Source organism: Variovorax sp. P4_D9, assembly GCF_056401695.1.
This window is the reverse complement of the sequence record NZ_JBFUIU010000270.1, coordinates 1-11,213: the sequence shown is the minus strand read 5'-3', so window position 1 is coordinate 11,213 and position 11,213 is coordinate 1. Positions and strand designations below refer to the sequence as shown.

At 68.9% G+C, this 11,213-nt stretch carries 9 protein-coding genes; all 9 read right to left on the bottom strand.

Annotated features, from left to right (window positions below; all coding sequences use genetic code 11):
* Positions 1-215 precede the first annotated feature (215 nt).
* Positions 216-1,721, bottom strand: coding sequence for a tripartite tricarboxylate transporter permease (locus AC1DY5_RS26130; protein WP_478116095.1), 1,506 nt, complete (start codon positions 1,719-1,721; stop codon positions 216-218).
* Positions 1,721-2,140: a tripartite tricarboxylate transporter TctB family protein gene (locus AC1DY5_RS26125; RefSeq protein ID WP_478116093.1), complete on the bottom strand. Its 420-nt coding sequence runs from the start codon at positions 2,138-2,140 to the stop codon at positions 1,721-1,723. Before AC1DY5_RS26125 ends, AC1DY5_RS26130 begins: the two co-directional genes overlap by 1 nt.
* Before the next feature lie 163 nt (positions 2,141-2,303).
* On the bottom strand, positions 2,304-5,042 hold the full coding sequence (locus AC1DY5_RS26120; RefSeq protein ID WP_478116092.1) for a helix-turn-helix transcriptional regulator: 2,739 nt from the start codon (positions 5,040-5,042) through the stop codon (positions 2,304-2,306).
* A gap of 66 nt (positions 5,043-5,108) precedes the next feature.
* Positions 5,109-6,998, bottom strand: coding sequence for an acyl-CoA synthetase (locus AC1DY5_RS26115; protein ID WP_478116090.1), 1,890 nt, complete (start codon positions 6,996-6,998; stop codon positions 5,109-5,111).
* Positions 6,999-7,012: 14 nt separating this feature from the next.
* Positions 7,013-8,146, bottom strand: a complete 1,134-nt coding sequence (locus AC1DY5_RS26110; RefSeq protein WP_478116088.1) for a DUF5938 domain-containing protein — start codon at positions 8,144-8,146, stop codon at positions 7,013-7,015.
* A gap of 25 nt (positions 8,147-8,171) precedes the next feature.
* On the bottom strand, positions 8,172-8,939 hold the full coding sequence (locus AC1DY5_RS26105; RefSeq protein WP_478116086.1) for an SDR family NAD(P)-dependent oxidoreductase: 768 nt from the start codon (positions 8,937-8,939) through the stop codon (positions 8,172-8,174).
* Positions 8,936-9,697, bottom strand: coding sequence for an SDR family NAD(P)-dependent oxidoreductase (locus AC1DY5_RS26100; protein WP_478116084.1), 762 nt, complete (start codon positions 9,695-9,697; stop codon positions 8,936-8,938). Before AC1DY5_RS26100 ends, AC1DY5_RS26105 begins: the two co-directional genes overlap by 4 nt.
* A gap of 111 nt (positions 9,698-9,808) precedes the next feature.
* On the bottom strand, positions 9,809-10,669 hold the full coding sequence (locus AC1DY5_RS26095) for an ABC transporter permease subunit (protein WP_478116082.1): 861 nt from the start codon (positions 10,667-10,669) through the stop codon (positions 9,809-9,811).
* Positions 10,666-11,213, bottom strand: a 548-nt coding sequence (locus tag AC1DY5_RS26090; protein WP_478116081.1) for an ABC transporter permease, incomplete at its 5' end; no start/stop codon positions are given. The genes AC1DY5_RS26095 and AC1DY5_RS26090, both read right to left, overlap by 4 nt.

Genomic DNA, 11,213 nt, shown 5'->3' with positions numbered 1-11,213 from the left:
AGTGGGCAGTGCCCGAGCGGTCCTTGTACCTGGCTGGACATCCCGAGCGCTGCCTGCCGAATTTCACCGGACTCTATTTCATCGACAGCCAGTTCATTTCCGGCAAGGAGAAGCTCCCGCCCTACCGGGCCGCCTGACCCGCGCCGTCCGCAGGCGCGTTGGCCATGGCGCCGAGGACCGTGCGGCGGCTGTCGAGAAGCGACCCCTTTGAGACGCTACGCCGCCTGGCGCCGAAGCGCATTCTTCCTGCGCATCTGGAAAAAGAACGCCATCAACTGCCATGCCACGAAGAAGCCGATCAGGGCCATCAGGGTGCCGCTGATGGGCCGCGTGAAGAAGKTGCCGAAGCTGCCGCGGCTCAGCAGCAGCGCGCGGCGGAAATTCTCTTCCAGCATGGGGCCGAGGATGAAGCCCAGCATCAGCGGGGCGGCGTCCATCTCGAGTCGCATGAACATGTAGCCCATCAGGCCGAAGGCCGCCGTGATGTAGAGGTCCTCCAGGTTGTTGTTCACGCTGTAGGTCCCGATGCAGCAGAAGAACAGAATCGACGGGAACAGCACGCTGTAGGGAATCTTGAACACCGACAGCCAGTAGCGCACCAGCGGCACGTTGAGCACCAGCAGGAAGACGTTGCCCACCCACATGCTGGCCACCAGGCCCCAGAAGAGCTCCGGGTGACTGGCGATCATGTTCGGCCCCGGCTGGATGCCCTTGATGATGAAGGCGGCGAGCATCAGCGCCATCACCGCGTTCTCGGGGATGCCGATGCTCATCAGCGGGATGAAGCTGGTGCGGGCGGCCGCTTCGTCGGCCGCGGCCTGACCCGCCACTCCCTCGATGCAGCCGGTGCCGATCTCGTGCTTGTACTTGCTGACCTTCTTGTCCAGCGCATAGGCGGCGAACTGGGCAATAGTGGGCCCCCCGCCGGGCAGGATGCCCAGGAAGGAGCCGATCACGCTGCCGCGCAGGGCACTGGGAATGATCCGCTTGAACTCCGCCCAGGTCGGGATCAGGTTGATCTTGCCGTTGAAGGGCGATCGCTCCTCCTTGGAATCGAGATTCTTCGTGATCTCGGCAATGCCGAAGCAGCCCAGTGCAATGCTCACGATGCCGATGCCGTCGATCAGGAAAGGCAGGTCCATGGTGAAGCGCGCCGTGCCGCTGTTCACGTCGGTGCCGACGGTGCCCAGCAGCACACCGATCATGCACATGGCCAGCCCGTTGAGCAGGCTGCCCGTGGTGACGAAGCTCACGCACACGAAGCCCACCATCATCATGGCGCAGTAGTCGGCCGGACCGAACAGGAAGGCCACTTCGCCGAGCGTCGGCGCCAGGAACGCCAGTACCAGGATGGCGACGGTGCCGCCGATGAAGCTGGAGACGCCCGCGGTGAACAGCGCCAGCCCGGTCTTGCCCTTGAGCGTCATCTGGTAGCCGTCGATGCAGGCCACGATGCTGCTGGCGTGCGGGATCTTCATCGTGATGGCGCTCACGCTATCCCCGTATTGGGCGCCGTAGTAGATGCCGGCCAGCATGATGAGCGCGCCCGTCGTGGGAATGGAATAGGTCAGCGGCAGCAGCAGGCTGATGGTGGCCAGGGGGCCGAGGCCGGGCAGCAGGCCGACCAGCGTGCCGACCGTGCAGCCGATGGCGCAGTACATCAGGTTCTGGAGGGACAGGGCGTGCGAAAAGCCAAACGCCAGGTTGTTCAGGACGTCCATCAGTAGAGGGGCAGGTTCAAGCCAAGGAGTTTTTGAAGGACCAGGGCCATCGTGACCAGGCCGGCGGAGATCTTGACGTTGCGCACCCACGAATAGGAGCTCCCCGCCAAGGTGGAGCAGAACACCATGAAGACGATGCCCGCGATCATGTTCACGTAGGTGGAGATCAGCGCCAGCCCGCAGAGGCTCGTCATGATGATCGCGATGTTCCTGAAGTTCAGGTTCAGGTGCACGCGCTCGACGAAGAACGCCCGGATCACGGTGATCCCGCCGATCAGGAGCAGCATCGCGCTCACCACGGCGGGAAACAATCCGGGCCCCGCGCGGCTGAAATCGCCGATCGGGTAACGCAGCGACTGCAGGCCGAAGGCGAGCGAGATCGCGATGAGGAATACACCTCTGACAAGATTTCTATTCATAGGCTGAAGACGACGTTGTGGCCAGGCACCCGCAATTCCGTTTGTCCATGCCGGATCAGCGGGGACCCCATGTTCTGTCCCCGTCGCTGAGCGGAATCTGACGCGCCCGTGAGGGAAATTACGTAGCAGGGAGGGAGGGACGGCCGCGCCGTCGGTGCGGGCGCTACAGCAGCGAGATTTCCTGCGCCCGCGCGAGTGCGCTGGTGCGGTTCTTCACGCCGAGCTTGGCGAAGATGTTGTGCAGGTGCCATTTCACCGTCGCCTCCGACAGGAACAGGCTCTTCGCCAGCTCGCGGTTGCCGAGGCCGGCCTTCAGCAAGCGGAGGATCTTCAGCTCGCGATCGGTCAGTTCCTCGGTGTCGCCGCGTTCGGCGGCCACGCGTGGTGCCGCCGGCGTACTGCGGCCGGCCGCCTGCAGCAGTTGCTKCAGATAGCCGGTCGGCTGCAGTTCGCCGCGGCCCGCATGGATCGCCTCCGCCATGTCGAGCAGCAATGCGTCGCCGTCGAGCAGGCTGCGCAGCAGGCCGCAGCGAGCGGCCAGCGCCAGCGCTTCGTCGAGGGTGCGCAAGGCCTGGGCGCGGTCGAGCGCGCGGTGCTGGTGCATGGCCTTGAGCGCCAGCAGCCGAGCCAGCTGGGCCTGGTGGCCGTCGCGCTGGGCGCGCCGCAGCGCATCGTTGAGGGCGCCGAGCACGGCGGTGCCGGCGTTGTGCGCCGACAGGCGCAGCCGCAGGCTCAGCAGGCACACGCTGTCTTCCTCGATCAGCTCGGCGGCCACCGGGCTGCCRCCGCCGTGGCCCACGAAGCCATAGGACTGCGCGAGCTTCAGCGCATCGTCCGGCGCCCCGGTCTGCAGCCGCAGCGTGCAGCGCTCGGCCGCGAGGATCCGCACCAGGCGCGGCAGCTTGAGCCGATGGCCCAGCGATTCGCCTTCCAGCAGGCAGGCGTCGGCCGCCGCGGCATCGCCGCGCAGGCGCAGCAGGCGGGCCCGCGTGAGGTAGCCGGCCGTGGTCATCTCGACCAGGCCGTGCTCGTCGATGAAGGGCAGGCCCTGGTCGACGAAGCGCTGCGCCTGCGGCAGGTCGTTCTGCTCGTAGCAGACCTCGGCGGCGAGCAGCGTTAGCATCGAGCCGGCGTACGACGCCACGCCGAGGCTGCGCTCGACGGTCGCGATGCCGGCCTTGGCCTGGGCCATCGCCTCGTGCTGGTCGCCACGCCGCATCGCGATCATCATCGCCAGCGCGGAGGCCCAGGCCAACCCGTAGTCGGCCCGGCTTTCCTCGAGCGCGCGCCGCGCGATGGCCAATGCGCGCAGGCCCTGCTCGAACGCTTCGGTGGCGCAGCACCCGCTGGCCAGGACGTTCGCCACCACACCGGTCAGGAAGGCATCTGCCTGCGGCCAGGTCTGGAGCCAGGCCTCGCTGCGTGTCTTGGCCAGCAGCAGCTCGCCGGTGTGGGCCCAGTAGACGCAGCGGATCATCTCGACGATGCGGCGCAGCGCATCGTCGCCGCTTTCCGCGCAGGCGGCTTCGAGGGCGCGCAACTCCTGGTCGGCCTCCGGATAGCGGCGCGTGAGCACCAGCGACCAGGCGTGGCCGGTCCGGATCTTCGGCCGCGCATGCACCAGCGCCTGCGGCAGCCGCGTGAGCCAGCCTAGGAGCGTGGCATGTTCGCCGCGGTGCTGCACCAACTCGCCCGAGAACGAGGCGACGAGATCGGCCGCGCGCTCCAGGTCGTTGGCTTCGAACGCGTGACGCACGGCCTCGTGCGGCAGCCGGTGCCGGTGGAACCAGTCGCTCGCGCGCAGGTGGATCGCCCGCACCGTGTCGCCCGGCAGTTCCCGCGCTCGGCCGCGCAGGTAGTCGGCGAACAGGTGGTGGTAGCGAAACCAGGTGCGCGAGCGGTCCAGGCCCGAGAGGAACAGGTTGCGGCTCTGCACTTCCGCCAGCATCGCGCGGCTGTCCTCGCGTTCCAGCACCTCGTCGCAGAGTTCGGCGCAGAAGCGCTCGAGTCCGGCCGTGCCGAGAAGGAACGCCCGCAGCTCCGGCCGCAGGCTGTCGAGTACCTGCTCGCCCAGGTAGTCGGTGATGTCGCGGTCGGTGCCGGAGAAGTCGGCGAGGAAGGCGCTGCGGTCGCCGCTCTCGCGCAGGGCCAGGGAGGCGAGCTGAAGGCCGGCGATCCAGCCTTCGGTCAGATCGTGCAGGGTTTCGACCTGGGCCCGATCGAGCGGCGCACCGCTCACGCGGCCGACGAAATCGGCCACCTCGTCGAGGCCCAGCCCGAAATGCGCAGCTTCGAGCTCGAGCAACTCGCCGCGCAGCCGCACCTGGCTTACCGACAGCGGCAGCCGCGTGCGGCTCGCGATCACCAGGCCGATGCTCGGCGGCAGGTGCGCGACCAGCCATTCGAGCTTGCGGTGCACGCCTTCGTGCTGCACCAGATGGAAGTCGTCCAGCACCAGCAGCAGCCGCCGGTCGTATCCGAGCAGGTCGTGCAGCAGCGAGGCGACCAGCGCATCGATCGAGGCCATGTTGCCGCCGTCGGCCTGGGCCAGCGTGTTGCGGCCGAGCCGGGCGTCGGCATGGTGCAGCGCCGCGGCCAGGTATCGCATGAAGCGCAGTGGATCATTGTCCTCTGCGTCGAGGCTGAGCCAGGCGGTGGTGATGCCGTGCGGCTCCACCTGGGCGACGAACTGCGCCAGCGCGGTGGTCTTGCCGTAGCCGGCCGGCGCCATCACGCTGATCAGGCGCCGGGTCAGGCCAGCGTGCAGCAGCGCCGACAGCTGCGAGCGCGCCAGCAGGCTCAGGGACAACTGCGGCGGCGCGAGCTTGGCCTCGACCAGCACCGCGGCCGATGCCTCGGCCAAGCCGGTCCCGCGAGCCTGCTGCCTGTGCTGCTGCGCCATGCCTGGATGTCTCCACTCGTCGTGTGTGCGCCTCAGTGTGCCTGAGAGAGCGGCACTGCGCACCCGTCAGGCGACAGGTCGCCAGTCGATGGTCCAGTGCACGGGCAGGCGGCCGAGTTCGGCTTCCGCCTGCTGCATCAGCGCCTCGCGTTGCGGTCCGGCCGGTGCGGCCGCCACGATGTGCGCCTCGAGCCCATGCCGGGCATGGGGCAGCACCTCGATCGCCACGACGGCGGCCGGGCCGCAGACCTTCTCCAGCGTCTCGGTCAAGGCACGGGCGATTGCCAGTTCGCGCAGCTTCGGCTTGTAGATCTTGTTGACCGCCGTGAGCGGCATCGTGTCGAGCACCACCACGTCGACAGGCACGGCCGCGCGCTCGGTGATGGTGGCGCGCGCATGGGCCAGCAGTTCGGCGGCGCTGCACACCGTGTCCTTGCGCAGGGTGACGTAGGCCATCGGGAGTTCCCCCGCATGGCCGTCGGGCTTGCCGACCGCGGCCGCCAGTTCCACCGCCGGGTGCCGCATCAGGCCCTCTTCGATCATCGCCGGATCGATGTTGTGGCCGCCGCGGATGATCAGGTCCTTGGCGCGCCCCGTCAGCCAGAAGTAGCCCTGCGCGTCCTGCCGGCCGAGGTCGCCAGTGTTGAGCCAGCCGTCGGCCAGGCAGATGCCGCGGTTGTCGCTGTCCTTCACGTAGCCCGAGAAGACGTAGGGCCCGCGCAGGAGGAGGGTGCCGATCTCGTCGACCGCGGCGTCGCGCTGCAGCGTGCCGTCGGCGGCGAGCTGCGCCACCTTCATCTCCTGGTAGGGCAGGCGCAGGCCGATCGAGCCGATGGCGCGCCGGCCGTCGCGCGGATTGATCGCGCTGACGCAGGTGGCCTCGGTCATGCCGTAGCCTTCGAGCAGCTTGAGTCCGGTGGCGGCCTCGAAGCGCTGGAATAGTTCGGGCGAGAGCGGCGCCGCGCCGCAGATCGCGAAGCGCAGCGAGCGCAGGTCGGCGCCCTCGCGCGGCACATTGAGCAGTGCCGAGAGCACTGTCGGCACGGCGCTGAACAGGGTTGCGCGGTAGCGCTGCACCGAGCGCCAGAAGGCGGCCAGGGTGCGCGGATCGCGGTAGCCGGCGGTCGACAGCATCACCACATGCGCGCCCGCGCTGAAGGGCGCGAGGCCGGTGACCATCATCGCGTTCGAGTGGAACAGCGGCAGGCCGCACAGCAGCGTGTCCTGCGGCCCCATGGCGACGACCGCGGCCACGCCCCAGGCATTGGCGGCTTCGTTGAAGTGCGTGCGGCGCGCCAGCTTGGGCGTGCCCGTGGTGCCGCCGGTATGGAAGTACGAGGCCACGTCGTCGGCTTGCGGCGGCGAGGCGCCATGCAGCGCATCGCCGGGCTGGCCCGCGAGCAGGGCCTCGAAGTCGAGCGCCCAGGGCGGGCAGAGGCCGCTGCCGCCGACGCGCACCACGGCGCGCAGGGTCGGCACCCGGTCGCGCAGCGCTTCGACCTTTTCCCAAATGCCGGGCTGATCCTGCCGGCCCTGCGCGACCAGCACCACGGTGCCTGCGGCGTTGAGGATGCCGACCATGTGGTCGACCTCGAGAAAGGGATTGACCGGATTCACGATGCCCGCGGCCTCGGCACCCCAGAGGGTGAAGTGGGTCTCGGGCAGGTTCGGCAGCAAATAGGACACGACGTCGCGCCGGCCCACGCCCAGGCCGATGAAGGCGTTGGCCGCCTGCGTGACGTGGGTGGCCAGCCCCGCGTAGTCGAAGCGCGTTTCGCCGTCGGCCGGGTCGCCCGTCAGCACGAAAGTGAGGGCCGGCGCCTGCGGCGTGGCGGCGGCCTGCCGAAGCAGCGCGGCATGGCTCGACACCGGCTGCGCGAGCCGGGCGGCGATCGGCAGGGCCTCGATCGCCTCGATGTCGGCCAGGTCCCGCAGCGGTGGATGCGCCGGTGTCATGCGTGCCGGCCGCTTCAGGCGTGGACCGTGAGTTCGGGCTTCGCCACCAGGCCGAAGCTGCGCAACTGGCCCAGCAGTTCATGGTGGCCGAAAGCCTGGCAGCCGGAGGCGAAGCCGACCCGCTTCGGCGCCTGCTGCAGCAGCGAACGCGCGGCGTAGGCCTGCAGCATGCCGGTCTGCTTGTAGTTGCAGTTGCCGAAGATCGTGCAGTGTGCGCGCCCCAGCGGCCCCGAAGCGTGCACCGAATCGACCGACTTGTTGAGCCGCGGGTTCTCGCGCGGCGGCATGGTGTTCATGACGCCGGCGGCGGTTTGTGCCAGCGCCGCGTAGCGGTCTTCCGCATTCATGCCCTCGGTGGCTTTCAGGGCCGCCTCGACGATCTTCGGCACCCCGAGCATCAGCGGCTTGTTGAACACGCCGCCGAGCACCTTGACGTTGGCCACGCGCGGATCCTTACGGAACCACACGGGATGCGAGGTGCCGCCCCACGGCAGGGCAAGCGCCATTTCGTGCTGGCCGGGGATCGCGAGGCTGTAGAGGCCGGCGTCGGGCTGCCACTCGACGTAGCGGTTCTGCTGCAGGTGGAAGGCCTTGGAGGTTGCCGCGTTGACCAGGATCGTCTGGGTCGAGGCGATCGTCGGGCTGCCGCCCCAGAACACGGCGATGTCCAGCGTGTCGAGGCCCGGCGTCTCGAGGCACAGCTGGGCCGCGATCTCGCCGGTGGTGTACATCTGCGCCAGGCCGGGCGACAGCAGCAGCCCGGCGGCCGCGAACTTCTCGCCGTACTGCGCGTCGAGCGTGATCAGCCAGTCCTGCTCGCCGGTGGTGTCGGTGTAGTGGCATCCGGCGGCCAGGCAGGCCTGGACCACTTCAGGGCCGAACTTCGCGAACGGGCCGACGGTGTTGAGGACCACCGAGGCGCCGCGGAAGAGCGCGGTCAGTGCCTCGGTGGTGTGCTGCACTTCGACCACCTCGTAGTCCGCGGTCTCGATGCCGGCCACGTTCGACTTCATGGCGGCATGCAGCTTGTCCGCGCTGCGCCCGGCCGCGAAGAAGGGGATGCCGTACTCGCGCAGGTACTCGCACACCAGCCGGCCGGTGTAGCCGCTGGCGCCATAGACGACGACGGGTTTCTTGGGGTTGCTCATCGATGACTCCCGGGATGTGGCCGATTCAAAGAAGCGACGAGCTCACGCCGCCGTCGAGGACGTAGGCGCTGCCGTTGGAGAAGCTGGACCGGCCCGAGGCCAGGAAAACCGCGAGATGCGCCACTTCCTCGGGCGTGCCGTAGCGGCCCTGGCGCTGGGCGATCACCGCGTCGAAGTCGGGGATGCCGAGCTGCTGCTCGAATTCATGCTTGTGGCTGGCGACCAGCTCGGTGCCGATGAAGCCCGGCAAGATTGCATTGACGCGGATGTTGTGGCCGCGCAGCTCGACCGCCGCCGTCTGGGTCAGCGACACCACGCCGGCCTTGGCCGCCGCGTAGCTGCCGATCAGCGCGCAGGCCGCCTTGGCCGTGACTGAGGCCATGGTGATGATGGTGCCGCTGCCGGCCGCCATCATGGCCGGCGCTGCGTAGCGGATGCACAGGAAGACGCCGTCGAGGTTGACCGACGTGACCTCGCGCCATTGTTCGTAGCTGGTGCTCGCGAGCGGTGCCACCCGCGCGACCCCGGCGTTGGGCACCATGATGTCGAGCCGGCCGTGCTGCTTCACGGCGGCTGCCACCAAGGCTTCGACCTGGGCCGGCACGCGCACGTCGCAGCCGACCGCGGTGGCGCCGGTCAACGAGGCGGCAACCTTCTGCGCCGCGGCGGCGTCGATGTCCGACACGATGACCTTCGCGCCTTCGGCCGCGTAGGCCCGCGCCACAGCTTCGCCCAGGCCGCGCCCGGCGCCGGTGACGATGGCGACCTTGTCCTGCAGGAGTAACTTGCTCATAGCAATCCGGCAGACAGGCCGCCGTCCAGGATGTAGTGGGAGCCGGTGGTCCAGCTGGCGGCGTCGGAGGCGAGGAAGGCGGTCATCTCGGCCACCTCCAGGGGGGTGCCGAGGCGCAGCTGCTTGGCCGCGACGAGGGCGCTGAACGGCACCCCGACGATCGCCTCGACCGTCGGGATCAGCCGCTCGACCATGGCGGTGCCGACGAAGCCCGGGCACACCGCGTTGACCCGGATGCCGGCGGGGCGCAGTTCCGCCGCGGCGGTGCGCGTGAGCTGGATCACGGCCGACTTCGACGCCGCGTAGGAGCCGAACAAGGGCACGCCGTTGGTCCCCGCCAGCGACGAGATGTTGACCACCGAGCCCTTGCCCGAAGCGGCGAGGGCGCCGAGCGAGTGCTTCATGCCGAGGAATACGCCCATCACGTTGATGTTCATGAGCCGGCCGATCTCTTCCTCGGTCTGGTCGAACAGCGGCTTGACGATCTCGATGCCGGCGTTGTTGACCAGCGTGTCGCAGCCGCCGAAGGCGGCGAGGGTGGCCTCGACGGTGCGCGCCCAGTCGGCTGCCTGTGTCACGTCGCAACGCACAGAGCGGGCCTGCGGGCCGAGCGCGTCGGCGGCCTTGGCGGCGCCGGCCTCGTCGATGTCGGCCAGCATCACCTGGGCGCCGCGCTCGACGAACAGCTGGGCGATCGCAAGGCCAAGCCCCTGCGCCGCGCCGGAAATCAGGGCCTTGCGGCCCTCCAGTTCAATCATCTGTGTCTCCTCCGCCTGTGTGCGGCGGTGGAGGCATTCGATCAGGGAGGGCGCGCGCGGCCGCCCGCCTAAAGATTGGTTTTTCGTGCTGCACTGCAGCACGCCGGCGGCTCAGCTTCCGCGGGCCGTGTCGCCGCCCCGGAGGGCCGCCTGCTGTTCCTTGTAGAGCCGGCGTTCGCGCACGGCGATCAGGTAGCTCGAAGCCACGACGAACACCGCGACGACCGCGATGACCACGGTGGCCAATGCGTTCACCGTGGGATCCAGGCCGAGCCGGGCCCGCGAGAAGATCACCAGCGGCAGCGTCGTGGAGCCCGGGCCCGAGAGGAAGGCGGACATCACCACGTCGTCCAGCGACAGCGTGAAGGTCAGCAGCCAGGCGGCCACCAGGGACTGGGCGATCATCGGCAGCGTGATCAGGAAGAAGACCTGCGCGGGTCGGGCCCCGAGGTCCTGGGCAGCTTCCTCGTGCTGCGGATTGAGGTCGCGCAGGCGGGCGCCGATGACGACCGTGGCATAGGCCATGCCCACCAGCAGGTGGCCGAGCCAGATCGTGACCAGGCCGCGCTCGGGGAAGCCGAACAGGCGCTGGACCGACACCAGCATCAGCAGCAGCGACAGGCCGACGATCACCTCGGGCATCACCAGCGGCGCGCTGACCATGCCGGCGAACAGGGTCCGCCCCCTGAAGCGCGAGAAGCGCTGCAGGGCGAAGGCCGCGAGAGTGCCCAGCACGATCGCCGCCGTGGCGGTCGAGGCCGCGACCTTCAGCGATAGGAATAGCCCGTCGCGGATGGCATCGTCGGCCATCAGCTTGCGATACCAGCGCAGGCTGAAGCCGGCCCAGATGTTCGGAACCGGCGAGTCGGTGAAGCTGAAGACGATCAGCGCGACGATCGGCAGGTAGAGGAAGCCGAAGCCGAGCGTCAGCCACAGGCGGCTGGTCCAGCGTCCGGTGGGCGTGGCGATCATCGGCCCGCCGCCTTCGCCTGGTTGCTGCCGAAGACGGCCAGCGGCACGATGATCAGCAGCACCATCGTCACGGCCACGCTGGACGCCATCGGCCAGTCGTTGTTCGAGAAGAACTCGTCCCAAAGCACGCGGCCGATCATGAGCGTGTCCGGGCCTCCCAGCAGCTCGGGGATCACGTACTCGCCCACGCAGGGGATGAACACCAGCATCGCACCCGCCACGATGCCGGACCTGGACAGCGGCACGGTGACGCGCCAGAAGGCCTGCCACGGCGTGGCGCCGAGGTCCTGGGCGGCCTCGAGCAGCCGCAGGTCCAGCTTGGACAGCGTGCCGAACAAGGGCAGCACCATGAACGGCAGGTAGGTGTAGACCATCCCCAGGACCAGCGAGAAGGGGGTGTACATGAACTGCCCCGGCGCCGATATCAGGCCGAGCGGCAACAGCAGCTGGTCGACATGCGCGTGGCGCAGGAAGCTGCCGACCCAGCCCGTCTCGGCATCAAGCAATCCTTTCCAGGCGTAGACGCGAAGCAGGAAGCTGGTCC

Excerpts from the sequence above, each read along its gene's own strand:
- AC1DY5_RS26125 (WP_478116093.1), bottom strand. The coding sequence starts at position 2,140 with ATGAATAGAAATCTTGTCAGAGGTGTATTCCTCATCGCGATCTCGCTC.
- AC1DY5_RS26115 (WP_478116090.1), bottom strand. The coding sequence starts at position 6,998 with ATGACACCGGCGCATCCACCGCTGCGGGACCTGGCCGACATCGAGGCG.
- AC1DY5_RS26110 (WP_478116088.1), bottom strand. The coding sequence starts at position 8,146 with ATGAGCAACCCCAAGAAACCCGTCGTCGTCTATGGCGCCAGCGGCTAC.
- AC1DY5_RS26105 (WP_478116086.1), bottom strand. The coding sequence starts at position 8,939 with ATGAGCAAGTTACTCCTGCAGGACAAGGTCGCCATCGTCACCGGCGCC.
- AC1DY5_RS26100 (WP_478116084.1), bottom strand. The coding sequence starts at position 9,697 with ATGATTGAACTGGAGGGCCGCAAGGCCCTGATTTCCGGCGCGGCGCAG.
- AC1DY5_RS26095 (WP_478116082.1), bottom strand. The coding sequence starts at position 10,669 with ATGATCGCCACGCCCACCGGACGCTGGACCAGCCGCCTGTGGCTGACG.